Source organism: Rhodococcus ruber (assembly GCF_027270735.1).
Classification (GTDB): domain Bacteria; phylum Actinomycetota; class Actinomycetes; order Mycobacteriales; family Mycobacteriaceae; genus Rhodococcoides; species Rhodococcoides rubrum_A.
In genome coordinates this window covers 276,232-301,772 of the sequence record NZ_JAPWIJ010000005.1, presented here as the reverse complement: position 1 = coordinate 301,772, position 25,541 = coordinate 276,232, and the positions used below count along the sequence as shown (strand labels likewise).

Genomic DNA, 25,541 nt, shown 5'->3' with positions numbered 1-25,541 from the left:
GGTCACCTCGGTTCGAGAAAGAAATGTGCCGGACGGCACCCGATCGAGACTATCGCCTGAAACAGCGAGGCGAAGCAGCAGCGAGTGTATTTCGCGCACCTGCCCTACGACAGCGGCTGCCCGACGTCGATCCTGTTGCCGTCGGGGTCGCAGAATACGAAGCCCCTGAGCCCGTACTCGGCGTCGCGCAGGCGTTTGACGATGCGGACGCCTCTGTCGATCAAATGCGTGTACAGGCCCGCGGCGTCGGCGACTATCAGGTGTGCCGCATTGTGGTGACCGGCCCGATGGCCGGTCACCGCGGTGAGGTGCAGCTCGGCGTCATCCCGTCGCAGAATGGCAAATCCGGTTGGCGTGCCGTTGGTGAAGATGACCGCCATACCGAGCATGTCGCGGTAGAACCCGATCGATCGCTGGATGTCGGTGACGGGGATCGTGGCCGCAATGCGTCCGAACTTCATGGCCTCGCTCATGGGCGTGCTCCTTGCGCAGAGGTCGGGCGGCGAGGCGGTGCTCGAGCGTCCCTGTCTCCGGGCGCGGTGGCCCAAGAAGAAATTGTATTACTCGCTGGGCTGTTTCTACTTCTCCGCCTAACGAATCCTCTGGTTCATAAGTTAAATTACGTCCCGCTCATCGCCCAGCATATCGATCTTGGGACGGCTCCCACCGCTGCTCGAAACGGGACGGCGATAGAACCGTGCGGTTCAGGTTGAGTACTCGTGGATCTCTACTCGTCGTCCGCCTGCCAACTCGGGATGTATTTCAGCAGGATCAGAATGTGGGTGTCGTCGGGTGCGCTGAAGCCACGGTGGAGGCTTGTGCTCAGGACCGGATTATCGGATCCGGGAATGCTGAGGTAGACGTTCGTAAAGCCTTCGTCCTGGAATGCCGCGAGAGCTTCTGTGCCTGGTAGTCCTATTACGTTGGGTGCCGTCCCAGCGTTGGCTGGTGCCACCAACCCCACGCTCAATGCGGATACAGCGGCAAAGACTAGGGCTGATCTGCGGATCGATGTGCGCATGTTCGACTCCTGGATCGAGGTGGCCCGACACACTCATATTTCGCTTCGGAGTCGCGGCTGTGCGCGTTTCGGATCGGACAGTTGGTTACGGATGCATATCGATGCCTTTACTTAGCAGTAGCACCGTGCGTAATCGTTATCTAGTGGTCACTGACGCACGCGACAATTTCCCTACTGAACCCCATGACATGCTGATCCGATGCTTCTCGACCTCCTCGGCTACATCGGTATCGCAGTCTTCGCGGCGTCAGGTGCGTTGGTCGGAGTGCACCGCCGGTTGGATCTGTTCGGGGTCTGCGTCGTCGGAATCACGACGGGCATCGGCGGTGGGATCATTCGCGATCTGCTTCTCGGCATCCACCCGCCGACGTCGTTGGACACGTGGCCGAACGTCACCGTCGGCTTCTTTGCGTCGTTGGCCGTCTTCGTGGCTCATCGACAGATGGGCAAGGTACGACGCGGCGTGTTGGTGCTCGACGCGTTCGGGATGGGACTGTTCGCGTCGACCGGTGCGACGATCGCGTTGGGTGCAGGCGGGAGCGCCCTGTCGGGAGCCCTCATCGGGACCACCACGGCGGTGGCCGGCGGCGTGATCCGTGACGTGCTGGTCAACGAAGTACCCCTGCTGCTGCATCGGGATCTGTACGCCCTGCCGGCGTTGCTCGGTGCGTCGACGGTCGTGTTCGCCGATGCTCTGGCACTGCCGGAGAACGTGGGACTCGTCGTGGGAACAGTGCTCGCGACGGGGTTGCGTCTGCTTGCGCTGTGGCGGAAGTGGAACCTCCCGCTCGCACGGAACCTTCCTGTGCTCTAGGGGGAGTTGGTACCCCTCTCAGACAGATCTCAGTCGACCAGGACAAACTGTACGAATGCGGATATTGGTGGTCGACGACGATCGAGCGGTGCGTGAGTCGTTGCGCAGGTCGCTGACGTTCAACGGTTACACCGTGGACCTGGCGGTCGACGGTCTCGACGCGCTCGAGCAGGTGGCGGCGGGGCGGCCGGATGCGTTGGTACTCGACGTGATGATGCCTCGGCTCGACGGCCTCGAAGTGTGCAGGCGATTGCGCAGCGTGGGCGACGACCTGCCGATTCTCGTGCTGACGGCTCGGGATTCTGTGTCCGAGCGCGTCGCGGGTCTCGATGCGGGTGCCGACGACTACCTGCCCAAGCCGTTCGCGCTCGAAGAACTACTGGCCCGGCTGCGGGCGCTGTTGCGGCGTACCGCGATGGAAGCGGGCATCGACTCGGAAACCATGACGTTCGCGGACCTGTCTCTGGACCCGGTCACCCGGGAGGTTTCGCGTGCCGAACGCTCCATCAGCCTCACCCGAACCGAATTCTCGTTGCTCGAGATGCTGATGACGAATCCACGCCGAGTGCTCACCAGAAGTCGAATACTCGAAGAAGTCTGGGGCTACGACTTTCCGACGTCGGGCAACGCGCTCGAGGTGTATGTCGGGTATCTACGCCGTAAGACCGAGGCGGAGGGGGAGTCGCGGCTGATCCACACCGTTCGCGGTGTCGGGTACGTCCTACGCGAAACGCCCCCGTGATGGGCGCTCCTTTCGGACGCAAGACGGCCGACGTCAGCGGCAGCTCCCCTACCGCGATGCGGCCACCGACAGCAATGCGGCCGCCGACTCCTCTGACTCGGTCGGTGTCGTTGCGCTGGCGGGTGACGCTGCTTGCCGCGTCGGTCGTGGCAATTGCGGTGGCAGTCATGGCCATTGCCGCGTACACGGTTGTGTCGCGGGCGCTGTACGGCGATGTGGACACTCAATTGCGTTCTCGTGCTTCGGCTTTGGCGGAGTCGAGCCTGGTGTCGTACGATCCTCGCTTCGTTGCCGGTGCCACGTTGTACAGCACGGACGTGAGTGTGGCGCTGATCTATCCGGACATGTCCAGCTACAACCCGCCCGGGCCGAAGGTCCCGATCGGCGACGCCGAACTCGCCGTGGTGCGCGGAGATCAGGAATCGTCGCTGCGAACGCTCGACGATCAGCGAGTCTTGGCCATCCGCACCAAGGACGGCAGCACCCTCGTCGTCGCGCAACGACTGCTCCCCACCGGAGAAGTGCTCGATCGTCTGGCGTGGGTTCTGTTGATCGTCGGTGGCTGTGGAGTGGTGTTGGCTGCGGGAGCGGGCATGGCCGTGGGCCGCACCGGTTTACGACCGATCGCACGACTGACAGCCGCCGCCGAACGAGTGGCGCGTACCGACGATCTGACGCCGATCCCGGTGACCGGTGACGACGAATTGGCACGACTGACAGAGAGTTTTAACACGATGCTCCGTGCGCTCGCCGAATCTCGGGGCAGGCAGAGCAGATTGGTCGCCGACGCAGGCCACGAACTTCGGACACCGTTGACATCGCTCCGGACCAACATGGAATTGCTCATCGCGGCCGGTCGCCCCGGTGCGCCGTCCATTCCGGACGATGACATGGCCGAGCTGCGCACCGACGTGGTGGCGCAGATTCAGGAACTGTCCACGCTGGTAGGAGATCTGGTCGATCTGGCGCGTGAGGACGCACCGGAGACAGTGTTCGAACGCGTCGACCTGGCCGATGCCGTCGAACGCAGCCTCGAACGAGCACGCCGACGCCGCAACGAGATCGACTTCGACGCAACGCTGATGCCGTGGTTCGTCTACGGCGACCAGGCAGGACTGTCGCGGGCAGTGCTGAACGTGCTGGACAACGCGGCGAAATGGAGTCCGAGTGGCGGCGAGGTGCGAATCGCCATGCGGCAGATCGGTGATGGTCTGCTCGAGTTGACGGTGGACGACGCAGGCCCGGGTATCCCCGAGGAAGATCGCGAGTTGGTGTTCGAGCGCTTCTACCGCTCTACGGCGTCGCGCTCGATGCCCGGAAGTGGCCTGGGGCTCGCCATCGTGCGACAGGTCGTCGTCAAGCACGGCGGCACCATCGGGGTCGAGGTATCCGAACGCGGCGGTGCGCTCATTCGGATCGTGCTGCCGGGCGAAGGTGCCCCGGATCCGCAGTCACTCTCGGAAAACTGACAGCACTCTCGGAAAACTGACAGCACTCTCGGCAAACTGATAGCCGGATCTCAGCGCGCTCTCAGTACCGCCCTGCACAGTGAGTAGCAAGAAGGCGGGCGGACCTCTGGGTCCCTACTGAAGGAAGCAGCAACGATGAGTGACGACCGTAACGAATCCGAACAGCCCGGACAGGGTGCCGGGTCCGAGCAGCATCCGGCGAACCGGGCTACGGGCGGCGACGAGCAGAACTACTCGGCCCAGCAGCATCCGACCCAGCAGAATCCGGTTCAGCAGGATTCCACTCAGCACCCGACGCAGCAGTTCCCGTCCCAGCAGACTCAACCCCACAACGCAGGGGCGCAACCGCCGCAGCAGGGTTACCCGCAGCAGTACGCCGGCTACGGGCAGGGGGCCTACCAGCCCGGCTACGGCCCGTACGGCCAGCAAGGTCATCCCCAGGCGTCCACACAGGCCCACGCTCAGCCGCAGCACGTTGCACCGCAGTCGAATTCGGCGCAGGGTGCCGTGAAGGCCCGGCCCGGTCGCTCCGCGCTGGTGGCCGGAGCCATCGCGCTCGTCCTGGTCGGCGGAGGAATCGGCGGCGCGGTCGGTGCGATCGCGACCAACAACGCCAACGGCAACGGTGGCGCAGTCAGCAACTCGTTGAACTCCACTGTCACGGCCGCGCAACCGGCTGCGAACTTCCCCGACGGCTCTGTTCAGGCCGTCGCGAACAAGGTGCTCCCGAGCGTGGTCCAGATTCAGGTCAAGGGCTCGCAGGAAGAGGGTGAGGGCTCGGGCGTCATCCTCAGCAGCGACGGCTTGATTCTCACCAACAACCACGTTGCGACGGGCGCGGGAGCCAACGGCAAACTCACCGTTGCATTCTCGGACGGCTCGGTGGCCGACGCCACGATCGTCGGTGCCGATTCGGTGTCGGACATGGCCGTCATCAAGGCCGAGGGCAAATCCAACCTGACGCCCATCGAACTCGGTTCGTCGTCGAATCTCGAAGTGGGACAGCAGGTTGTCGCGATCGGTTCACCGCTCGGCCTGGCGGGCACCGTCACCACGGGCATCGTGTCCTCTCTCAACCGGCCGGTGTCGACCTCCGGTGAGTCGGGCAATCAGAACTCGGTGATCGACGCCATCCAGACCGACGCTGCGATCAACCCGGGTAACTCCGGTGGTGCGCTCGTCAACACCGACGGCCAGCTGATCGGTATCAACACCGCAATCGCCACACTCGGCGGCAGCGAGGGATCCGGTGCGCAGAGCGGCTCGATCGGGCTCGGGTTCGCAATCCCGGTGGATCAGGCCAAGCGCATCGCCGACGAGTTGACCACCACCGGCAAGGCGACCCAGGCCATGATCGGGGTCCAGGTGCCGTCGAAGGACGATGCAAACGGCGCGACCGTCGTCGAGGCCACCGAGGGTGGACCGGCGGCATCGGCGGGAATTCCGAAGGGTGCGGTGATCACCAAGCTCGATGATCGGATCATCTCGAGCGGTGACGCGTTGATCGCGGCGGTCCGCTCGCACGCCCCCGGAGACTCGGTCACTGTCACCTACACCGACGGCGGCAGCGAGAAGACGGCGAAGGTGACGCTCGGAACCGCAGATCCCGCCGCGGCTCAGCAGCAGCCTCAGACGCAGCAGCAGGAACAGCAGTTGCCCTTCCAGATCCCGTCGTTCCCGGGCGGTCGCTGATGTTGCGGGAAGCGGGCAGGCACGGGACGGTTGCAACGATTTATGCACAGCGTGAGCCGGGTGGAGGCCTTACTACTACGGTGAGCGGTATGGAACTCGACGCACCACTGGCAGGGCGCGCGTTGGTCGTCATCGTGGACGACCGGACTGCGCACAGCACCGAGAAGGATTCGACGGGACCTCTCGTCACCGAACTGTTGACCGAGGCAGGTTTTCTCGTCGACGGCGTTGTTGCAGTGACCGCCGACGAAGTGGACGTGCGAAACGCGCTCAACACAGCGGTGATCGGCGGTGTCGATCTGGTGGTGTCCATCGGTGGCACCGGAGTCTCGCCGCGCGATGTGACGCCCGATGTCACCGCGGAGGTACTCGATCGCGAGATCCCGGGTATCAGCGAGGCGCTGCGTTCGTCGGGTCTGGCAGCCGGCTCACTGGATGCGGGCCTGTCCAGAGGCTTGGTCGGCGTCTCCGGCAGCACCCTGGTGGTCAACCTGGCCTCGTCGCGGGCGGCCATTCGCGACGGCATGGCCACGCTGACGCCACTGGCGAGCCAGGTCATCGCCGAGCTGTCGGGGCTGGACGCGTAGCGACACCGATGAACGAGCCGAACGACGATCGATCGGCCGAAGACGAAGCGAGCCGGGCCCGAGCAGAACGGGCCCGGCTCGCTCGCATCTTCGGTGAGGTGCTGCCGGAGACGACCGGGGACGAGCGAAACGACGGTCCGGATGCGGGGTCGAGCGGTTCGAAGTCGGACGAATGGTTGGAACAGCAGCGACCACCTCATTACTTTTGATGTGATCCACAACACATTTTGTTGGCTGGAATGACAAGTCTGTTAGTTACTCGTTTACCTAGCGTTAGCGAGCTACCCGGTAGTAGCTCCGGGTGGCAACGCCCAAAACGGACGTTGCGGACGTTGGGCGGACTGGACTATTCGGCTGATCGGGACATCGCCGTGTCGGAGTATTCCCACATCAGGGTGGGTTTACTGGAATGAGACGGATGTAACGGTTTGATGCTTCCGCGAGATGGTGTGACTCGGGTTATCGCTAACACGGCTGTGAAAGTTGTTCACGCCGCCGAAACACATCACGAGTCGGCAACGTTTGAAGGCCGATCGTAGGGATTGTCACGGTCAGGCATCTCCTCTAATGTTCCCCTCAGCTTCCAAGAATTCAGGGCGTGGGACCAACCGGTGCCGCGCCCTTCATCTCGGAACAGTTGAACGAGGATGTGGCCTTCACGGCTCCATCCGGCTCGGGCTCGTTCGCATCGTTGCGGCCGATCTAGTTCGAGGGTGAAAGCCACAAGCTTCCCCGTGCGACACCGCGCTGGGACTGAACATGATGAGGAATAAATGACGGAGATCCAGAAGTCGCGGCGCAGCCGGGGACTCAAGTCCATGAGCGTCGCAGTTGCTGCCAGCGCTTCGGTAGTCGGCCTGGTACTCGGTACCGGAACCGCTTCCGCCGCTGTCGACAGCTCCAACACGGTCGTCGACCGTGACGGCAACACCATCACGGTGACGCTGTCCGACACCTTCATCCAGGGCGTTCCTTCGCTCGACGGAAACCCGCTCACCCGTGAGTGGTTCGCCAACGGCAAGGCAAGCTGGGACGTCACCGGACCGTCTGCTGATGACTTCGAGGGCGACGTCAAGATCGGTTACCAGATCGGTTACCCGCTCAGCATCGGTGGCACCGTCTCCATCGAGTGGGCATCGCCCACCCTCGGCCTCGATATCGGCTCAGGCAACGAGTCGACCGGAGAGATCAAGCTGATCGATCCGAAGGACGACGGCGATGGAAACACCATTCCAGGAGGCCCCGGCGGCGGACCAGTCCTGAACCCGCCGTCCGTCAGCCTCGGTGGAGTCGGAACCTCGACCTCCGGCCTCGGTTTCCACGCTGACCTCATTCCTCAGGCCAAGGGTGCAATCGCCCTCGAGAACGGCCCCGGAATCGTGCAGTCCGAGTCCGCTGCACTGCCGATCAACGACGGCGTCACCGGCTCCGGCTCCGAGGGTGTCGGCAACTCCGGCTCCATCCAGGTCGCGAACCTGCACGGCACCGCCACCGGCATCCTGGGCAACGTCTCGGTTCGTCCGTACGTCGCAGTCACCAGCGCACAGGGCGATGTCGCAGTCACCTACGGCGTCCCGGTTCGCTTCAACTGATCTTCGATCAGGAGTAGCTGGGTGAGATAGTTTTACCCGCCAAGATTCAGACCAGTTCAGGCCCGTACGGATCACTCCGTACGGGCCTGAACTATGTTCGGCACGTATCTATCGACTTTTCCAGAGAGGCACTGAACAAGAGATGCACTCCAAAGCCCGTTCCATTGTTGTCGCCGCAGGAGCGGTCCTTGCTCTCGGCCTCGCCGCCGGTTGTAGCAGCGACGATGCTGCAGCATCCGGTGAAAACACCGACGTCTGCAACACATTCGCCACCGACCACAACGCCTTCGTCGAGCTGGTTGCGGCTGGACCAGGGTCAGCCGAGAACGTCGAGAAGTGGACTACTGACAAGCAAGCCGCGATCGACAAGGTAAAAGCATTGCCCAGCACTGCGTCAGGTGACGTTGCAAGCTCGCTGACGACGTTCACCGACGCGTTGCCCGCGGACACCCTCGAGCTGTCTGCCCCCGATGGCCAATCCGGTAAGGCATTTGTCGATAACGGCGCTGCCGTGAAGTCTGCCTGCGAGGCGGACGGCACCACGATCACTCTCGACGCGCTTCCGCTGTCGACGTTCACCAACTGATCGCCCGAGGGCCCTCTCGGCCTGTCCCATCACTACCCCCACCAACGAATGAATGTGCCAGTCACGCACTCAGAGTGCGTGACTGGCACATTCATTCGATGGGTGCCCGCCCAAGCGAGGGCGAGCGAGTCAGTCCTTCGAGTGCTTGCCCAAGTCCGGGGTGGCGTCACTGGCCTCGCCGCTACCACCGGTGGTGTCGGCGGCAGTCGACAGTTTCTGTCCCGCTGCGGTTCCGCCGGCGAGGATGTCGCGAATCTGGACCAGCACGTCGACGTCGCTCAGCTCCTTCTCCGCTTTGCTCACGAAACGCTTCTTCGCGGTGTTCACCGGCAGGATCAGCACGAAGTAGACCACCGCCGCGATGATGATGAAGTTGATGATCGCCGTGATGACTGCGCCGATGTTGATGAACGTCGCATCGTTTTCCGACAAGATCTTGATGCCCCAACCGAGTTCATTGCTGCCACCTACCGCGGCAATGAGGGGGTTGATGATGTTGGTGGTGAATGCGGTGACGATGGCGGTGAATGCCGCGCCGACGACCACTGCAACTGCGAGGTCCACGACGTTGCCGCGCAATAGAAAGTCTTTGAAGCCCTTCAGCATGAGCCCTTCTCCCAACGCTCGGTATGTTCTGTCTCGACAGACGTTAACCCAGATCGTCGTACTGCAGCCGGTGTGAATCGCCAGTAACGGGGCCTTTCAGTGCAGCGTGACCGTCAGTGCACTGACCAATGACGCGGCGGCCACCGTCGTCGCATCGTCGGTCGGTAGCGCGAGCAGCACCACCCGATCTCGCTGTCTGCTGCCCCCGGCGTCGGCGGAGACGAGCACGACCACCGCGCCCGACGCCAGCACTCGGGCCGCGGGGACGGCGTTCGGGTCTTCCTGCACCTCGACGGTCAACACGTCGACCTGGTCACCTTCACGCAGCAGGTCGCTCACTCCGGCGTCCGCGAGATGCACAGGTACGACGCGTGCATCGGTCCCCAGTGCCGTCGTGGCGGTCCGAGATCCGAGTAGGCGTACGTCGGTGAGCAATTCGCCCGCTCTCACCGGCCCGGTGAGCGTCTGGCCGTCCACTGCGCCCGTGTCGATCAATGCGCCCTCCGGGACACTGCCGGAGTCCCAGTCGCTGACGACCACATCGGCCGGCGTGAGTACCGTCCCGGGTGTCAGATCGCGTCCGGCGGTGATCACTTCCACTCGGTCGTCGCCCGCGGCGTCGTCGACGAACAAGACCGCTGCAAGTGCCACCAATGCGCCTGCCGCCACTCGCCGGAACTTGGGGGAGCCGACCCATGCCGGCCGCAGGGTGATGCGATCGAGCAGAGTCGAGTCGAGTCGGTTCTTGCGAGCAGCCATGCTGGAACGCTATCGCCGGCGAAGGCACATCGAACGCCGAAAAGGCCGGGCTGTGGATAACGGCCCGGCCTGTGGATGAAGCGGAAAACTACTGGCTTGCAGCAGCTTTCGTGGTGGACGAGGAAGGCGAGGAGCTCGACGAGGACGAATCGGAAGATTTTTTCTCGGCAGGCTTGGAGTCGGACTTGGACTCGGACTTCGAGTCCGACTTCGCGGCGGCCGCATCGGACTTCTTCTCGCCTGCGCCCTCGCTCGAGGTGCTGGAGCCACCGCGACTGTCGGTGCGGTAAAAGCCGCTGCCCTTGAAGACGATGCCGACGGAATTGAACAGCTTCCGAAGCTTGCCGGAGCATGCCGGGCACACCGTCAACGTGTCGTCGGTGAAGGACTGGACGATGTCGAAGCGGTTGTCGCACTCGGTGCAGGCGTATGAGTATGTGGGCATCGTGTTTCCTCCGCGCTGGTCACCGAGGAGATTGGCTGCTCTGCGAGCCGAGGCCGAACACCGCCGGTGTCTTATCTGTTCGTCGAAACTGGGGAGAGCATTAGCACTCTACAGTCAGGAGTGCCAACCAATCGAATCGGAACGTTATTCCGTACCCAAGCGTACGAGTCCGCCGACGGGGGACAATGCGTGCGTCACCCTTCTGTCGTGCGGTTCGTCCGGTAGTCGATCCACCACTTCGGTGTCTCGCACCACCGCAACCAGCATCGCGTCGGGGCCGCACAGGTCGAGTGTTCGGTCGTAGTAGCCGGCACCGCGTCCGAGTCTGACGCCGCGCCGATCGACGGCCAGCGCTGGAATCAGCACCAGCGAGCAGGCCGCAACGGTCTCGGGATCGAGAATCGGTCCGGACGGCTCGCGCAGGCCGAAGGGGGCAGTCACCAACGATTCGCTCCCTGAGTACGCCACCCACCGCAAGGGGCCCGGCTCGTGCGCACTCGGAAGAAGGACGGTGGAGCCGGCCGCGGCCATCGCGTCGAGCATCTCGATCGAACCCGGCTCCCTGCCGACCGGCACGTACGCCGCTACCGACGGGTGTTCGGCCGCCAACTCGGCCACGGCATGGCAGAGTGCGGAGGACTCCACCGCGCGCTGCGCATCGTCGAGCAGTCGGCGTTCGGCGAGGACATGTGCCCGCCAACGATCCTTGGGCGTGTTCTCCGAAAATTCGGGAACGTTCACAACGGTTCACTCACCCTTCGTGTGCAGTCGTTCAACGATATGCACTCGGGGGTAAAACGCAGCACACGGCGAGCAGATCACCAGAAACCATGGATAGGGTGAGCACCATGACAGAAGCCGTTACCGCGACGACCGCCGCCACGCCAGTGCATTTCCGCACGGCCATCGTTCCTGCCGCAGGCATGGGTACCCGGTTCCTGCCGGCCACGAAAACCGTTCCGAAGGAACTGCTTCCGGTCGTCGACACACCCGGTATCGAACTCGTCGCCGGAGAAGCGGCAGATTCCGGTGCACAAAGGTTGGTCATCGTCACGTCGCCCGGCAAGGACGGTGTCGTCGCCCACTTCGTCGAGGACCTCGTTCTCGAAAAGAAGCTCGAAGCGAGCGGCAAGCTCGAAATGCTCGAAAAGGTGCGCGTCGCCCCCAAACTCCTCGACGTGCAGTCGGTCATCCAGCACGAACCTCTCGGGCTCGGACACGCCGTCGCCTGTGCCGAAGAAGCCCTCGACGACGACGAGGATTCGGTCGCAGTGCTGCTTCCCGACGATCTGGTGATGCCGCGGGGCGTGCTCGACGTCATGGCTCGCGTGCGCGCCAAGCGCGGCGGCACGGTGCTGTGCGCCATCGAGGTTCCCGACGACAAGGTCTCGTCCTACGGCGTCTTCTCCGTCGAGATCGTGCCCGATGCGGTCAACCCGAACGTTCTCAAGGTCACCGGGATGGTCGAGAAGCCGAAGCAGGAGGACGCACCGTCCAACCTGGTTGCTGCGGGCCGGTACCTGCTCGACCGCGCCATCTTCGACGCTCTGCGTCGGATCGAACCCGGTGCAGGCGGCGAGCTGCAACTCACCGACGCCATCGCGTTGCTGATCGCAGAAGGCCACCCCGTCCACGTGGTGGTGCACCGTGGATCGAGACACGACCTCGGAAATCCCGGGGGATACCTGCGCGCTGCGGTTGACTTTGCCTTGCAACGTGACGACTACGGTCCAGCGCTGCGTGAATGGCTGAACGAACGCTTGAGCGACAGCTGGGCACCGGAACTGACAACGTACGAATAGCATCGCGGGTCGATGTATTAGAGGAAGGGCCAGATGCGCTCGGTCGAAGATCAGCAGACCAGAGTGACCGCCGCGGCGGTGGCTCCACGGCCTGTTCGGGTCGCCATCTCGGAAGCACAGGGCCTGCTGTGTGCCGAAGAAGTGGTGACCGAGCGTCCCCTTCCCGGTTTCGATCAGGCGGCGATCGACGGCTACGCAGTGCGCAGCGTGGACGTGGCAGCGGCCGGTACGGATCTGCGCAACGAGGACGACGAGCGCATCGACCTGACCCTGCCCGTCGTCGGCGAGGTCTCGGCGGGATCACGTCAACCCATCCGTCTGCAACCACGGCAAGCAGTGCGCGTCGACACCGGCGCGCCCCTGCCGACATTGGCCGATGCGGTGTTGCCGCTGGATCGCACCGACAGTGGTCGAGCCCGCGTCAAAGTGTTCCGCCCGGTGCGTTCGGGTGACTACGTCCGCAAGATCGGCGACGACGTCCAACCCGGCGACGTGGCTGTTCGTGCAGGCACGATCATCGGCGCAGCTCAGGTCGGGCTACTCGCAGCGGTCGGCCGCGACAAGGTGCTGGTACATCCGCGTCCCCGTTTGTCGGTGATTTCCGTGGGCGGCGAACTGGTCGACACCGATCGGACCCCCGGGCCCGGCCAGGTGTACGACGTCAACTCCTATGCACTCGCCGCCGCAGCGCGTGACGCCGGAGCCGACGTCAACCGCGTCGGGATCGTCAGCACCGATCCCAAGCGTCTGCGCGAGGTGGTCGAGGGCCAACTGATTCGGTCCGAGATCGTCGTCATCGCCGGGGCAGTGGGCGGCGGTGCGTCGGACGGTGTGCGGGAGGCGCTCGGTGAGCTCGGCGACATGGAGGTCGAACGAGTCGCCATGCACCCCGGGTCGGTCCAGGGGTTCGGGCAACTCGGACGCGACGAGGTACCCACATTCTTGCTGCCGGCGAACCCCGTCAGTGCCCTGGTGGTGTTCGAGGTGATGGTGCGTCCGTTGATTCGCATCGCCCTCGGGCGACGACAGCCGATGCGTCGGACCGTCACGGCGCGAACCGTAGCGCCGATCACCTCGATCGAGGACCGCAAAGGATTCCTGCGCGGGCAACTCATGCGCGACGAGGGCACCGGCGAGTATCTGGTTCAGGCGCTCGGGGGAGCGCCCGGATCGTCGTCACACCTTCTCGCGACACTCGCCGAGGCGAACTGCCTGGTCGTCATCGATCCCGAGGTCACCGAAATCCGTACCGGCGAAGAAGTGAAGGTCTCGTTCCTCGCTCAACGTGGCTGACACCAGTGGCGTGGGCAGGTGCTGCCTGGGGCGCATAAGCGCACCACTGCGCGTAGCGCATACGATCGACGGATGCCGCGAACGTGGTCGAGCCACCCAGGTTGGCCGGCGAAATTGGGTCCTGTGAGAGTGGCCGGCGGAACCGTCACGCTACGGCCTGTACGGATGCGAGACGCGGCAGCGTGGAGCCGGATTCGCACCGAAGACCGCGCCCACCTCGAACCCTGGGAGCCCAGTGGCGAGGGCAGCTGGAATTCCCGGCACCACATCTCGTCCTGGCCCACCCTGTGTTCGGGTCTCAAATCCGAGGCGCGCAAAGGGCACATGCTGCCCATGGTCATCGAGGTCGACGGCGAGTTCTGTGGTCAGATCACCACCGGAAACATCGTGCGCGGCGCGTTGCGGTCCGCGTGGATCGGCTACTGGGTGTCCAAGGACGTCAACGGTAAGGGCGTCGCTACGGCGGCACTCGCGCTCGGACTCGACCACTGCTTCGGCCCCGTCGGCTTGCATCGCGTCGAAGCCACGGTGAGACCGGAAAATCTCGCCAGTCAGGCAGTGCTCCGCAATGTCGGTTTCCGCGAAGAAGGTCTGCTCTACAAGTACCTGGACGTCGACGGTGAATGGCGCGATCACAAGCTCGTCGCGATCACCTCCGGTGAAGTGCAGGGAACCGTCGTCGATCGGTTGGTCCGGTCGGGACGGGCCGCATGGGCGTGATCTGCTCGAAGAAGATGGCACTCGTGTTGTCAAAGTGACAGGAGTGTAATTCGGGTCGGCGCGTCTGCATGGTTCTTGCGCCTCCTCCCCATAGCCTGATGTCGTCAGAACTGTCGCCGTTGCCAAGGGAGGAGAACATCGCCGATGCCGAACTCGATCATCTGGATCGGTCTCGTGGCCGTCTGGCTCTTCGTTCTTCTTCCCATGCTGATGACCAAGCGTCCCCAGATCATGCAGACCACCGATGCAGCGCTTGCCACGCGCGTGCTGCATCGGGGTGGTACCAAGCGAAAGCAGCGCGGCCCAGCGACCGGCCACCGCAGCGATCCTGACTGGCGACCGGAGGACGACCTTCGAGTCTCCGCGCCTGCCCGTGAGATCTTCGGCCCGACATTGGCGACTGTTCGTATCGACTCACCCGATCTACCCGGTACCGCGGAGGACCCGATGGACACTCACGCAACAGAGAACGATCTCGAACGCGATGCACCGGTTCAGGAACCAGCGCGCGGGAGCGCAGCCGCGCACGAGCCCGGCGTCGTCGACGACGACTTCGTGCCTCGCCGACGCGGCCGCGGTGGGTTCGATCCCGAGGCGGACGCGATCGCCCGCGCTGCGCGATACGCCTTCCGGCAGCGCGCAGTACTTGGATTGGTCTTCGCCGCGATCACCACAGCGGCATTGGCATTCATCATTTCTCCGACGATCTGGTGGCTGTGCGGGCTGTCCGTCGCCGTCCTCGTCGGCTACCTCTACTACCTGCGTCGGCAGGTGCAGATCGAGGAAGAGGTGCGCCGGCGTCGACTCACCCGAATGGGCCGATCCCGACTCGGGGTGGAATCGGAGACCGACGAAGAGCTCGAGCTGGTCCCACAGCGACTGCGTCGACCTGGCGCGGTGGTGCTCGAGATCGACGATGAGGATCCGGAATTCGAGCATCTCGACCACTACGAGGAGCCGTTCCAGGCCAGCCGCGACGAGGATCGGAACCTGCGCCGGGCGCAGGGCGCGTAGCAGCCGTCCGACACGGCTTTGCTAGAGTTACCCAGCCGGTCTCGATGACGGCAAAGGGGCTGTGGCGCAGTTGGTAGCGCGTCTCGTTCGCATCGAGAAGGTCAGGGGTTCGATTCCCCTCAGCTCCACACCAGGTACGAAGAACAGGCCCGATCGGCATTGTCGATCGGGCCTGTTCTTCGTGTTGGACGCCCCATTTTTCGAGCCGCGTGTGTCGCTCGGTCGACTCGGTGCGCACAGCTAAGGTTTTGCTCATGCGTGGTTGGCGAGGGTACGTGACCGACGATGTCCGCTGGGCTCTGTTCCAGGTGCGGCAGTCGGCGGTAGTGGCGTCGGCCAACTGCCCGCTTCTGCCCGCGATACTCCGCGGACGTGCGCTGCGGGGAGCGCGCGTGCGGGTGGGTGCCCAGGCGCTCGTCTACGGTGGCCAGATGGTCCAGGGGCGCGGCCTACTTCGTCTGGGTGCGGGTGCATTCGTCAATTACGGCTGCTATTTCGACACGGTGGCGAACATCGATATCGGTGACGGGGTCTTCCTGTCCGATCATGTGCGCGTGTTGACCAGCACACACGAGGTGGGCGCTCCGACTCGACGGGCAGGGCGCTTGACGGGCACGCCGGTGACGATCGGAGCGGGAACCTGGGTGGGCTCCGGTGCGGTCATCATGCCGGGCGTCCGCGTCGGTGAGGGCTGCATCATCGGTGCCGACTCTCTGGTGACCAAGGACTGTGATCCCAACGGGGTCTACGTGGGCAGTCCGGCGAGACGAATCCGAAGCCTGAACGATTAGTCGGCTCACCACGGTCGAACCGGCTAAATACCCGATTCTCCGTTCTTCGACTGAATCGAAGTACGTTCGATGATCTTCAGTCGTAATTCATATTGTTTATCACGTATAAATTGACGAATTATTTTCCCGCAATAGTGCGGTAGCATCGGATTCGTCCGCGGCTCGCATTTCGGGACACATGAATTCTGCAAGCGAATCGAGCCACACGATTGCCAAAAACAATTTGTCAGGGGTTGGCACGGGTGAACACTCTTTCGATCGTTGTTCCTGCATACAACGAGTCCGCCCACTTGGGTGAATGCTTGGATGCACTGCTCGAGCAGCAGGAATACATTCACGAAATCATCGTCGTCGACAACAACTCCACTGATGACACCGCTGCGATAGTGCTCGATCGCCGACGTCGATTCCCGATGGTGACACTCGTGGCCGAGTCCGAGCGGGGAGTCGTGCACGCACGAAATGCCGGTTTCGATCACGCGAGCGGGTCGATCATCGGACGCATCGATGCAGACACGCACGTCGGCACAGGCTGGGCCGAATCGGTTCTGGACTTTTTCGATCGGCGGCTGGACTACGCCGCCGTGACCGGACCGATCTATCTGTACGACTCGCCCTGGGCTGCTCCTTACCGGGCCTTCGTCAAGTACACGACCAGGCGAAAGCCTGATGAGCTGCGGGTATCTGCGGCGTCCGGCAACAACTTCGCCATTCGACGCTCCGCCTGGGAGGCGGCCCGCGACCGAGTGAGTTTGCGAACCGACCTGCACGAGGACATCGATCTTTCGCTGTGCCTCTACCGAGTCGGCCTGCACATCGCACAGATCAAGTCCATGTGTGTCGAGGTATCGGGGCGTCGGCTGCTCTCACCGCCACTCGAATACCGTCACTACGTACAGAGCTCCTATCGGACCTGGTCGTTCCACAACCTGGCAGGCAAGTCACTCCGTCGATCGTTGGTCGCGGATATGATCCTGCACACTGTTCATTGGCCGCTGACGCGTATGTTGTCCACATGTGATTCGCGTATTCTGCCGGTATCGCATTCCGACACGATCGTGACACCCGACAGGCATCTGTCCGCTATTCGCGACGATCGATTTGCGGCTGCATCCGGAAGGTGAATTCTCGAATGCTCGACGATGAATGGCAGCAATGTAATAAGTGGTCGGTTTTCTCGGTTGTCGAATCAACTCCGGAGTAATACCCAAAAAGTCCGTTTCGTCCGAGAATCGCGATAAATAAAACAGTCGGTCTCATGCGTGAACGAGGTCGAGACCGCACCGATTCTCGTGGACCGAGTAGTCGGGCAGTGCAGACTCGGCGAGACCGATCCCCCCTGGGACGTCATGGACTTCTGATCGGACGCATCGCGCCCGCGGCGGCGCAGGCAGTCGCGCTCGGCGTCGCCGTCGGCACCCTCGTGCCCCTGAGGCGCGCGTACGGGCCGTGTCTCCGGTCTTCGGGGTATCAGGTAAGCGCGATGTTCCTCGGGATGCCGACCGCTCGTACCTCGCGGCGTCGCCGGGTGGCGTGCAGCGTTCGTGGCGCTGGCCGTGCCTGGGGGCTCCGAAGCATCGGCTGTAGGCAGAAGTTGGTTAGCAATCAAAACGGGCTGACGGTATGGTTGATCGATTGACGATCGACCTGCCCCTCGGGCCGGTAGATTGACGGGCGATATCCTCGAACGGACCGGTTCCGGGCACAGGATCTGCCCCTGCAACTTCTCTTGGGAGTGTGAATGTCGTTCGAGATCGTCGACCTCCCCGAAACGTGGGTCGCCGGTCTTCCAGTTCGCAGCCCCAAACGGGCACTCGGCAGGCTCAACGACCCCGCTTTGGATCAGGCCTGGTCTGCGGTGCTCAATCAGGACACGTCGGGGCCGTTGGCTTCCATCTATACCGACTTCGCCCCCGGTATCGGCTCGTACAACACACAGATAGTCGGTTATCTGTGTTCCTCGCTGGGGCAAGTTGCGCGGGGACATCTGGTCGCCAAAGTTCCTGCAGCGAAATATGCACGATTCTCGGCAGTGGGGTATTTCCCGGAGGTTCTCACCCGGCTGTGGACTCAGATCGATCACGCCGAGGAGCAAGGTGAGATAGTGCGCTCGTTCACCGGCGATTACGAGTGCTATCCGCATGCGTACAAAATCGATCTCTATCTGGCGATCTCTGTGTCCGGTGGTTCGTCGTGAGCTTTCGGGTGACGGCGCGCAGCGCGGAACTGTTCAGCGGATTGGTAGCGCCGAAAGTAGAACCCGGTGCGGAATCCAGCGGTAGCGAGTGGATGCGATTCTTGCGGGATCGTGTGCGCGAGAAGCACATCGGCGCGAATCAGGTGACCACGGTGTACGTGCCGGATCCGCACGGCACCGTCAATGCCGTCGTCGCCGTCGCGGTGGATTCACCCGCTGACGTCGACCCGGGAGATGTATTCGTTTCGATACCGACCGGTGTGTTTGCAGTTTTCACGCCGAGTGGTTCATTGGCGGACCCTATCGAGGATGTATGGGCTCAGGTCGACGACTGCGTGGCGTCCGGGGCAATTTTCCGTGCGTATAAAGAGGAAGTGGAAGCCGTTACAATTTCAGGAGAAGTGGAACTTTTCATTTCAATTGTTTTGTAAACGGAGCCTTCTTCATGCAATTGTCACTTTCGAATCACAAAGTCACCACCGAACCGGCTACCATTGTCGAGCGCAGTCGGCTCGCTCAGGCGTCGTGAATTCCGTCTTCACGCCGTTCGGTCAACGGGTAGGCGGCGTGTACAGGGCGTCGATGTCATCGCAAGGTCGACTGAGCAGGGGTGCAGCAACATGGTGAGACAACTCAGAGCAGAAGCAACACGAGCGGCCGCACTGCGGGCCGCGGCAGATCTCTTTCTCGACGTGGGGCACGCAAATGCCACACTCAGTCAGGTGTCCGCGCAGTCCGGCGTCACCAAGGGGGCGTTGTACTTCCACTTCGCGTCCAAGGAAGAACTGGCCCGCGCGATCGTCGACGAAGGTCATGAGCGAGTGTCCACCGCGTGCGCAGGCCTGGTCGACAGTCGTAGCCCGGCGCTCGAATCCGTCATCGGAATCTCGTATTCGGTACTCGAACTCGCGGCCTCGGATCCTCTGGTTCGAGTCATGTACCGGTTGCAGATGGAGATCGACGGTTCCGACACCGCGCGGGGCAGTGTGTTCGGGACTTGGGGAAATATCTTCGAGCATCTCTTCGAGCGGGCGATCGAACACGGCGACGTTGCCGATCACCTGGATTCGGGTAACGCGGCACTGCTGGTGTGCGAAATGCTTGCCGGAGTGTTGATGGTGTCCGAGGCGCAGTCGCGTCTCGAAGATGCGCCCTCGCGGATGGAAAAGGTATGGAACACCGTGCTTCCATCGCTCGTGCCGGCCGACAAGCTCGCCTACTTCCGCGAATTCGCAGCGCGGAGTCTGTCCAGTTTCGTGCGCGAGAACATCACCTCGGCGTCCGTCACCGTCTGACGAGTTCGCACCGAGACATTTCGTGATCGGGCAGAGCTTGCCGGGCTTCTTCTTGCCGGGCAGACTGTGTGATATGGAACACACTGCTCAGAAATCGAGAATGTCGGACAACGAACTGCGGAAAGCGATCGGCACCTTGCAGCAGCGCGCGGACGACGCGCGCAAACGCGGTGCAGATGACGACGCAGCGCGTATCGAGCACACCGTTGCCGATTACCGAGACGAGATGTCGCAAAGATTGTGACAACCCTCTCGGTCGTCACCGCGTAGGGTCGAAATCGAACTGAACGTGGCAACCGGTGGGGGATACAGGCTTCGATGGCTACTTACGATCTACGCGGCAAAAAGACGTTGATCACAGGCGCGGGCAGCGGAATCGGTCGGGCGACGGCCATCGCTGCGGCGGGGGTGGGAGCTGAGCTCTTCCTCACCGATATCAACGGCCCAGGACTGGCCGAGACCGTGGACATGGTCGGTCGCGCGGGCGGTACCGTCAGCCATTCGCTGCCTTTCGATGTGTCCGACTTCGAGGCGGTCACCGCATTCGCCGACGACATCCATGCCGAGTTCGGCAGCCTGGACGTCGTGATGAACATCGCCGGAATCTCGGCGTGGGGAACCGTCGAGAACCTCGAGCACCGGCACTGGAAATCCATGGTCGATGTCAATCTCATGGGCCCGATTCACATCATCGAGAAGTTTCTGCCGCCCATGGTCGAGGCCGGACGCGGCGGTCATCTGGTCAACGTTTCGTCCGCGGCGGGCTTGATCCCTCTCCCGTGGCACGCCGCGTACAGCGCGAGCAAGTACGGCTTGCGCGGAGTGTCCGAGGTGCTCAAGTACGACCTCAAGCGACACGGAATCGGCGTCAGCCTTGTCGTGCCGGGCGGCGTCAAAACCGGTCTGGTGGACACACTTCAGATTGCCGGCGTCGATCGGGACGATCCGCGAGTGCAGAAGTTGCAGCATCGATTCGAGAAGCGTGCCGTCGAACCGTCCGTGGTCGCCGATGCCATTCTCACCGGAATCGCCAAGCGTAAGTACCTGGTGTACTCCTCCAACGACATCAGGTTCGGCTACTGGATGGCCCGCAAGTTCGCGCCGCCCTACGAGTTCGTGCTGCAGCGGGCCAACGATCAATTCTCGAGGTTGCTGGTGCCGCGTCGCGTGGAGGGATCGTCGAAATCGACATCCAGCGTGCGCGCACCCGGGCCCGAATGAGACAGTTCGTCGTGCGGATTGGCCAGAGCGCAGCCGGCCAGAGATAGGCATCCGCAGCCGATGCATCCGGTCAGGTTGTCGCGCAGCCTGGTCAATTGTTCTATCCGAGAATCGAGTTCACGGTGCCACCGCGTCGAGAGGCGGGCCCAGTCCTCGCGTGTCGGCGTCCGTTCGTCCGGAAGCTCGCTCAGTGCCTGCCGGATCTCGGCCAGTGGAATTCCGACCTTCTGTGAGATACGGATGAACGCCACGCGTCGGAGGGTCTCGCGGTGGAATCTGCGCTGATTGCCCGTGGTTCGGCGGCTGGTGATCAGCCCCTGTTTCTCGTAGAAGTGGAGCGCAGACACGGCAACGCCGCTGCGCTCGGAGAGTTGGCCTGGAGTCAGCTCACGAACGTTCCACTCGGGCATCGGCACGACCTGGACATTACTTCAGGTCTTGCCTTCCCGTGCGAGCTGCTCACCGAGGCCATCGAGGTCAGAGAACGGTGTGCACCCTGTCGGCGGGCCGCGCCAGCACGGTGCCCTTCTCGGTCACCACAATCGGGCGTTCGATGAGAATCGGGTGCTCGATCATCGCGGCGATCAACGTCTCGTCGTCCGCGGATGCGAGGCCCAGTTCCTTGTAGATACTCTCGCGGGTGCGAACGGCCTGCCGGGGTTCGAGACCGGCGTCGGCGAGCAGGGTGCGGAGCTCGTCCGCGGTGGGCGGCGATTCGAGGTATCGGATCACTCGCGGGGTGACGCCCGCTTCCTCGATCAATTTCAACGCGGTGCGAGAGGTATTGCACCGGGGATTGTGATAGATGGTCGCGGTAACGGTCATGTTTGCGATCCTGCCACGCGGGTAGCCCAGCCGACAGATTCAGGCCAGGAACGGGAGTGGTTATGACCGACAAGCGGATTGTCATTGCAGGTGGGCACGGACAGATCGCTCAGCATCTGACGCAGGTGTTGACGGCGCACGGAGATCGCGCGGTGTCGTTGATTCGCAACGGCGATCACGTCGATGCCGTTACAGCTCTCGGCGCGCTGCCCCAGGTGATCGATCTCGAGTCTGCGTCCGTCGACGAGTTGGCGGCCGTACTCGACGGTGCCGACGGAGTGGTGTTCGCGGCCGGTGCCGGGCCCAACAGTGGTCCGGAGCGCAAGGACACCGTAGATCGCGCGGGCGCGGTGCTGTTGGCCGACGCGGCCGAGCAAGCCGGTGTTCGCCGCTACGTGCTGATCAGCTCGTTCGGTGCCGGCGAGCCGGTGGCAGAGGACTTGGATGATGGCTGGAAGGCGTACATCAAAGCCAAAACCGCTGCAGAAGAGGATGTTTCGGCCAGGTCCGGCCTCGACTGGACCATTCTGCGTCCGGGCAAACTGACGGACGAGGATCCCACGAACTCGGTGTCGCTCACCGAGCCGCCCCTCGAGTCGGGTGAGGTGACGCGTGCCGATGTGGCCGCCGTGATCGCGCAGCTGCTCGATACCGGTGGAGCAGTGCACAAGACACTGATGTTGACGTCCGGTTCGACGTCCATCGTCGACGCAGTCGACGCGCTCGGTTAAGGCACGGACTGTGCGCGTTCATATCGATTCGTCGAACACGACCCCGGTGTTCGAGCAGTTGAGGATGCAGATTCTCGGGCTGGTGCGATCGGGAGATCTGATCGCCGGCACCAAGATCCCGACGGTTCGCGGTCTCGCCGAGGAGCTGAAGATCGCACCGAACACGGTGGCGAAGACATACCGAGAGCTCGAGCAGCAGGGCGTGATCGAAACGCGCGGACGATCGGGTTCCTTCGTCGCTTCGGGTGGCGATCCCTCGCGCGACATCGCGGCGCGAGCGGCGACGGAATTCGTCAGGACAGTCCGGTCCATCGGCCTGGACGACGACCAGGCGCGATCGTTCGTCGATTCGGCCCTGAAGGGTGCGGACGGCCACTAAGTTGACGCTTCAACATACTTCTGACATCGTGGTGCGGCCCATGTAGTCGTGTCAGAAGGATGCCCAATGAACTCCACCCTCGTCCGCGACGCCGTCGCCCTCGTAGCTCGTATCGGTCTGGGAGTCGTCTTCATCGCTCACGGCTGGCAGAAGCTGAACACCTTCGGTCTCGACGGTGCAGCGGCAAGCTTCGAGATGATGAACGTCCCGCTCCCCACGGCATCCGCTTACTTCGCCACATTCGTCGAGCTTATCGGCGGCGGTGCCCTGGTGCTGGGGATCTTCACCCCCGTCGCCGGGCTGCTTCTCTTCCTCGACATGCTCGGTGCCGCAGTGTTCGTTCACTTCGAGAACGGTGTATTCGCCACGGAAAACGGTTACGAGCTGGTCGTCGCGCTCGGTGTCGGCGCGTTGCTGCTGGCTGCATTCGGTGCCGGCCGCGTCAGCATCGACGGACTCACCAAGGGTAAGACGGCGATTCTTTCGTAGGTCTTTCGTTTCTGCCGGGTCCGAGCTATCGCCAGCTCGGCAGCCACAACTGTTGCTGCCACATCTGCGGGGTGATCGGCATCGCGGTGAGGATCGGCCACAGCCAGACGAAATTCGCGATCACCACGGCGAGGTACAGGGCCACCAGCAGTAGCCCGGTACCTCGCCGTTCCGCTGAGGCCGTGGCCTTGCCGATGATGTCGCCCAGCACCAACGCGAAGCCCATCACCATGAACGGGGCGAGCGCCACCGCGTAGAAGTAGTACATCTGCCGGTCCAGCGTGGTGAACCAGGGCAGCAGTGCTGCGGAGTAGCCCACCAGCACTGCGGCATAACGCCAGTCGCGCCGAACGGCCACCGACCAGATCGTCCAGGCCAGCATCGGCAACGCCAGCCACCACATCGCGGGTGTGCCGATCAGCATGATTGCTTTGACACACGAGGATGCCGAGCAGCCGGACACGCTCTCGCCGTCGGCGAAGTAGTAGAGCATCGGACGCAGGCCCATCGGCCACGTCCACGGCTTCGATTCCCACGGGTGCCGGTTGCCGGCCGAATTGGTCAGTCCCTCATGGAATTGCAGCACACTGCCGCTGTAGTACCACAGTGACCGCAGAGCTTCGGGGACGAACGAGAACGGACCGCCGACGCCGATGCCGCTGCCGACCTCGTGCCGGTAAACGCCTGTCTCCGAGGTCAACCATGCCCACCACGTCATCAGATACACCGCGATGGGAACGACGACCAACGCGTAGAGCGCAGGCCCGATGTCGCGCAATGCCGTTCCCCGCCATGGCCGCCCCACGCCGTACGAGCGACGTGCAGCCACATCGAATGCCACACTCAGCAATCCGAAGAACGCAATGAAGTACAGACCGGACCATTTGGTGCCGCAGGCGAGCCCCAGCATGATGCCGGCTCCGAATCGCCACCACCGCACACCCATTCGGGGACCGAGTGCACTCGCGCCCATCCGGCCCTCGTCGCGCACTCGCGACAGCCGCTGTCGCATGTCGTCGCGGTCGACGATCAGGCAGCCCAGTGCCGCGGTGACGAACAGAGCCAGAAAAATGTCCAGCATGCCGATCCGGCTGCTGACGAAGGTCACTCCGTCGACAGTGAGCAGAATGCCTGCGATGGCACCGACCAGGGTGGAACGCGCGAGGCGTCGCACGATTCGAATCACCAACAGCACCAACAGGGTTCCGGCCACGGCCGACGAGAAACGCCAACCCCACCCGTTGTAGCCGAACAGTGCTTCGCCGACGGCGATGAGCTGTTTGCCGACCGGTGGATGCACCACCAGGCCGTACGCCGGATTGTCCTCGAGCCCGCCGCCGGTGAGTACCTGATAGCCCTGCGGGGCATAGTGCTTTTCGTCGAAGACCGGGGTTCCCGCGTCGGTGGGGTAGCGCAGCATCGTGAATCGCGTGATCGCGCAGACGACGGTGATGACGAGGGTGACTATCCAGCCGCGCCTGGCATCGGTGTCGTGGAACCAGTCGCGCGCGGCAACCGTGGGCCCGGGACTGACCATCGACCGGTCGCCGGAGCGCGCAGAGGTCAGCAAGGTCACGTACCGATCGTAGGCGTTGATCCGCGGTGCGTGACAGGCCACTGCACTGCATGCGGGACACTGGAGGCATGCTCATCCTTGCCGCCACCCCGATGGGCGACGTCGGTGACGCCTCGCAGCGCCTGCGTGATGCCCTCGGCAGTGCCGATGTCGTCGCCGCCGAGGACACCCGGCGCACCAAACAACTCGCGTCCTCGCTCGGCGTGGTGATCGCAGGGCGGGTGGTCAGCTTCTACGACCAGGTCGAGACGGCTCGCCTTCCGGCGCTGGTCGAGGCGGTGGCCGAGGGCAGGACGGTGCTGCTGGTGACCGACGCCGGGATGCCGTCGGTGAGCGATCCCGGCTACCGCCTCGTGGCCGCGTGCGTCGATGCGAATCTGCCGGTGACCTGTCTGCCCGGTCCTTCGGCCGTCACGACTGCGCTCGCGTTGTCGGGTCTGCCGGTCGAACGATTCTGCTTCGACGGGTTCGCGCCGCGTAAGCAGGGCCAGCGACGCACCTACTTCCAGTCGATACTCGCCGAACCACGTGCCATCGTCTTCTTCGAGGCCCCACACCGCCTCGTGGCGTGTCTCGAGGACGCCGTTCACGTACTCGGCCCCGATCGCCGCGCCGCGGTGTGCCGGGAGCTCACCAAGACCTACGAGGAGGTCCGCCGCGGCGGGCTGGGGGAGTTGCTCGAGTGGGCGAGGGGCGGAGTGCGAGGCGAGATCACGGTGGTACTCGAAGGAGCGGTCGCCGTCGCCGAGGAGCCCGAGGATCTCGTGGCCGACGTGGAAACGCTGGTGGCGTCGGGCATGCGGTTGAAAGACGCCTGCGCCCAGGTGGCGGTCGACGGCGTCTCCAAGCGTGAGGTCTACGAGGCCGTTCTGGCGGCTCGGAAGACGGAGTAGCT

General features: G+C 63.4%; 31 protein-coding genes and 1 tRNA gene. 23 read left to right on the top strand and 9 right to left on the bottom strand.

Annotation, left to right across the window (positions count from 1 at the left end; translation table 11 throughout):
- Nucleotides 1-104: 104 nt before the first annotated feature.
- Together O4220_RS13855 and O4220_RS13850 are read right to left on the bottom strand one after the other, a co-directional pair.
- Nucleotides 105-473: a VOC family protein gene (locus O4220_RS13855; protein WP_269605076.1), complete on the bottom strand. Its 369-nt coding sequence runs from the start codon at nucleotides 471-473 to the stop codon at nucleotides 105-107.
- A 254-nt stretch (nucleotides 474-727) separates the two neighbouring features.
- Nucleotides 728-1,021 carry a hypothetical protein gene (locus O4220_RS13850; protein ID WP_269605074.1) on the bottom strand — a complete coding sequence of 98 codons (294 nt, stop codon included), beginning with the start codon at nucleotides 1,019-1,021 and terminating at the stop codon, nucleotides 728-730.
- Nucleotides 1,022-1,220: 199 nt separating this feature from the next.
- On the opposite strand from O4220_RS13850, the gene O4220_RS13845 reads away from it, so the two are divergent.
- The 7 genes from O4220_RS13845 to O4220_RS13810 all read left to right on the top strand — a co-directional run bounded on the left by O4220_RS13845 (nucleotide 1,221) and on the right by O4220_RS13810 (nucleotide 8,503).
- Nucleotides 1,221-1,835 (top strand): trimeric intracellular cation channel family protein, encoded by a 615-nt coding sequence (locus tag O4220_RS13845; protein WP_269605072.1) that lies wholly within the window; start codon nucleotides 1,221-1,223, stop codon nucleotides 1,833-1,835.
- A 55-nt stretch (nucleotides 1,836-1,890) separates the two neighbouring features.
- Nucleotides 1,891-2,577 carry a response regulator transcription factor gene (locus O4220_RS13840; RefSeq protein WP_032377306.1) on the top strand — a complete coding sequence of 229 codons (687 nt, stop codon included), beginning with the start codon at nucleotides 1,891-1,893 and terminating at the stop codon, nucleotides 2,575-2,577.
- Nucleotides 2,577-4,046, top strand: coding sequence for a HAMP domain-containing sensor histidine kinase (locus O4220_RS13835; protein ID WP_269605069.1), 1,470 nt, complete (start codon nucleotides 2,577-2,579; stop codon nucleotides 4,044-4,046). Before O4220_RS13840 ends, O4220_RS13835 begins: the two co-directional genes overlap by 1 nt.
- Before the next feature lie 135 nt (nucleotides 4,047-4,181).
- Nucleotides 4,182-5,738: a S1C family serine protease gene (locus O4220_RS13830; RefSeq protein WP_269605067.1), complete on the top strand. Its 1,557-nt coding sequence runs from the start codon at nucleotides 4,182-4,184 to the stop codon at nucleotides 5,736-5,738.
- 89 nt (nucleotides 5,739-5,827) lie between these two features.
- The gene (locus tag O4220_RS13825) at nucleotides 5,828-6,325 is read left to right on the top strand and encodes a MogA/MoaB family molybdenum cofactor biosynthesis protein (RefSeq protein ID WP_032377304.1); all 498 of its coding nucleotides are present in this window, start codon (nucleotides 5,828-5,830) and stop codon (nucleotides 6,323-6,325) included.
- A gap of 773 nt (nucleotides 6,326-7,098) precedes the next feature.
- The gene (locus tag O4220_RS13815) at nucleotides 7,099-7,917 is read left to right on the top strand and encodes an MspA family porin (RefSeq protein ID WP_269605062.1); all 819 of its coding nucleotides are present in this window, start codon (nucleotides 7,099-7,101) and stop codon (nucleotides 7,915-7,917) included.
- A gap of 142 nt (nucleotides 7,918-8,059) precedes the next feature.
- Entirely contained in the window at nucleotides 8,060-8,503 is a 444-nt protein-coding gene (locus tag O4220_RS13810) for a hypothetical protein (protein WP_269605060.1), read from the top strand.
- A 129-nt stretch (nucleotides 8,504-8,632) separates the two neighbouring features.
- On the opposite strand, the gene mscL is transcribed toward O4220_RS13810, so the two are convergent.
- From mscL to O4220_RS13790, 4 genes are all read right to left on the bottom strand, one after another.
- On the bottom strand, nucleotides 8,633-9,109 hold the full coding sequence (gene mscL, locus O4220_RS13805; protein ID WP_269605058.1) for a large conductance mechanosensitive channel protein MscL: 477 nt from the start codon (nucleotides 9,107-9,109) through the stop codon (nucleotides 8,633-8,635).
- A 96-nt stretch (nucleotides 9,110-9,205) separates the two neighbouring features.
- The gene (locus tag O4220_RS13800; RefSeq protein WP_269605055.1) at nucleotides 9,206-9,868 is read right to left on the bottom strand and encodes an SAF domain-containing protein; all 663 of its coding nucleotides are present in this window, start codon (nucleotides 9,866-9,868) and stop codon (nucleotides 9,206-9,208) included.
- An 88-nt stretch (nucleotides 9,869-9,956) separates the two neighbouring features.
- The gene (locus O4220_RS13795; protein ID WP_269605053.1) at nucleotides 9,957-10,313 is read right to left on the bottom strand and encodes an FmdB family zinc ribbon protein; all 357 of its coding nucleotides are present in this window, start codon (nucleotides 10,311-10,313) and stop codon (nucleotides 9,957-9,959) included.
- A gap of 144 nt (nucleotides 10,314-10,457) precedes the next feature.
- A complete protein-coding gene (locus O4220_RS13790) occupies nucleotides 10,458-11,054 on the bottom strand; it encodes a 5-formyltetrahydrofolate cyclo-ligase (RefSeq protein WP_269605051.1) in 597 nt (198 codons plus the stop codon).
- A 107-nt stretch (nucleotides 11,055-11,161) separates the two neighbouring features.
- Between O4220_RS13790 and O4220_RS13785 the strand changes: the two genes are divergently transcribed.
- The 12 genes from O4220_RS13785 (at nucleotide 11,162) to O4220_RS13730 (ending at nucleotide 20,646) form a co-directional block, all read left to right on the top strand.
- Nucleotides 11,162-12,115, top strand: a complete 954-nt coding sequence (locus tag O4220_RS13785; RefSeq protein WP_269605049.1) for a UTP--glucose-1-phosphate uridylyltransferase — start codon at nucleotides 11,162-11,164, stop codon at nucleotides 12,113-12,115.
- A gap of 33 nt (nucleotides 12,116-12,148) precedes the next feature.
- The gene (gene glp, locus O4220_RS13780) at nucleotides 12,149-13,408 is read left to right on the top strand and encodes a gephyrin-like molybdotransferase Glp (RefSeq protein WP_032395737.1); all 1,260 of its coding nucleotides are present in this window, start codon (nucleotides 12,149-12,151) and stop codon (nucleotides 13,406-13,408) included.
- 72 nt (nucleotides 13,409-13,480) lie between these two features.
- A complete protein-coding gene (locus tag O4220_RS13775) occupies nucleotides 13,481-14,128 on the top strand; it encodes a GNAT family N-acetyltransferase (protein ID WP_269605047.1) in 648 nt (215 codons plus the stop codon).
- A gap of 144 nt (nucleotides 14,129-14,272) precedes the next feature.
- Nucleotides 14,273-15,142 (top strand): gephyrin-like molybdotransferase receptor GlpR, encoded by an 870-nt coding sequence (gene glpR / locus O4220_RS13770; protein WP_269605045.1) that lies wholly within the window; start codon nucleotides 14,273-14,275, stop codon nucleotides 15,140-15,142.
- Between the two features lie 55 nt (nucleotides 15,143-15,197).
- Nucleotides 15,198-15,270, top strand: a tRNA-Ala gene (locus tag O4220_RS13765).
- Between the two features lie 147 nt (nucleotides 15,271-15,417).
- Nucleotides 15,418-15,933, top strand: coding sequence for an acyltransferase (locus O4220_RS13760; protein WP_269605043.1), 516 nt, complete (start codon nucleotides 15,418-15,420; stop codon nucleotides 15,931-15,933).
- Between the two features lie 242 nt (nucleotides 15,934-16,175).
- Entirely contained in the window at nucleotides 16,176-17,057 is an 882-nt protein-coding gene (locus tag O4220_RS13755; protein WP_269605041.1) for a glycosyltransferase family 2 protein, read from the top strand.
- A gap of 617 nt (nucleotides 17,058-17,674) precedes the next feature.
- Nucleotides 17,675-18,130, top strand: a complete 456-nt coding sequence (locus O4220_RS13750; RefSeq protein WP_269605039.1) for a GyrI-like domain-containing protein — start codon at nucleotides 17,675-17,677, stop codon at nucleotides 18,128-18,130.
- The gene (locus tag O4220_RS13745; protein ID WP_269605037.1) at nucleotides 18,127-18,561 is read left to right on the top strand and encodes an AraC family transcriptional regulator; all 435 of its coding nucleotides are present in this window, start codon (nucleotides 18,127-18,129) and stop codon (nucleotides 18,559-18,561) included. Before O4220_RS13750 ends, O4220_RS13745 begins: the two co-directional genes overlap by 4 nt.
- Nucleotides 18,562-18,750: 189 nt before the next feature.
- A complete protein-coding gene (locus tag O4220_RS13740) occupies nucleotides 18,751-19,425 on the top strand; it encodes a ScbR family autoregulator-binding transcription factor (protein WP_269605035.1) in 675 nt (224 codons plus the stop codon).
- A 73-nt stretch (nucleotides 19,426-19,498) separates the two neighbouring features.
- Nucleotides 19,499-19,669, top strand: coding sequence for a hypothetical protein (locus O4220_RS13735; RefSeq protein WP_269605033.1), 171 nt, complete (start codon nucleotides 19,499-19,501; stop codon nucleotides 19,667-19,669).
- A 74-nt stretch (nucleotides 19,670-19,743) separates the two neighbouring features.
- Nucleotides 19,744-20,646: an SDR family oxidoreductase gene (locus O4220_RS13730; RefSeq protein ID WP_269605031.1), complete on the top strand. Its 903-nt coding sequence runs from the start codon at nucleotides 19,744-19,746 to the stop codon at nucleotides 20,644-20,646.
- On the opposite strand, the gene soxR is transcribed toward O4220_RS13730, so the two are convergent.
- Entirely contained in the window at nucleotides 20,562-21,062 is a 501-nt protein-coding gene (gene soxR / locus O4220_RS13725; protein WP_269605029.1) for a redox-sensitive transcriptional activator SoxR, read from the bottom strand. The two genes, O4220_RS13730 and soxR, sit on opposite strands and share 85 nt — an antisense overlap.
- Before the next feature lie 61 nt (nucleotides 21,063-21,123).
- A complete protein-coding gene (gene arsC, locus O4220_RS13720; protein ID WP_269605026.1) occupies nucleotides 21,124-21,471 on the bottom strand; it encodes an arsenate reductase (glutaredoxin) in 348 nt (115 codons plus the stop codon).
- Between the two features lie 62 nt (nucleotides 21,472-21,533).
- Here arsC and O4220_RS13715 point away from each other — a divergent pair, with 62 nt between their 5' ends.
- From O4220_RS13715 to O4220_RS13705, 3 genes are all read left to right on the top strand, one after another.
- Entirely contained in the window at nucleotides 21,534-22,202 is a 669-nt protein-coding gene (locus O4220_RS13715) for an SDR family oxidoreductase (protein ID WP_269605024.1), read from the top strand.
- Nucleotides 22,203-22,212: 10 nt separating this feature from the next.
- Complete coding sequence (locus tag O4220_RS13710; RefSeq protein WP_269605021.1) at nucleotides 22,213-22,581, top strand: GntR family transcriptional regulator; 369 nt, start codon at nucleotides 22,213-22,215, stop codon at nucleotides 22,579-22,581.
- Nucleotides 22,582-22,647: 66 nt separating this feature from the next.
- On the top strand, nucleotides 22,648-23,070 hold the full coding sequence (locus O4220_RS13705) for a DoxX family protein (RefSeq protein WP_269605019.1): 423 nt from the start codon (nucleotides 22,648-22,650) through the stop codon (nucleotides 23,068-23,070).
- Between the two features lie 25 nt (nucleotides 23,071-23,095).
- Here the strand turns inward: O4220_RS13705 and O4220_RS13700 are convergent, their stop codons facing one another.
- A complete protein-coding gene (locus O4220_RS13700) occupies nucleotides 23,096-24,607 on the bottom strand; it encodes a dolichyl-phosphate-mannose--protein mannosyltransferase (RefSeq protein WP_269605412.1) in 1,512 nt (503 codons plus the stop codon).
- Between the two features lie 107 nt (nucleotides 24,608-24,714).
- On the opposite strand from O4220_RS13700, the gene rsmI reads away from it, so the two are divergent.
- Nucleotides 24,715-25,539 (top strand): 16S rRNA (cytidine(1402)-2'-O)-methyltransferase, encoded by an 825-nt coding sequence (gene rsmI / locus O4220_RS13695; protein WP_269605017.1) that lies wholly within the window; start codon nucleotides 24,715-24,717, stop codon nucleotides 25,537-25,539.
- The last annotated feature ends 2 nt before the right edge of the window (nucleotides 25,540-25,541 follow it).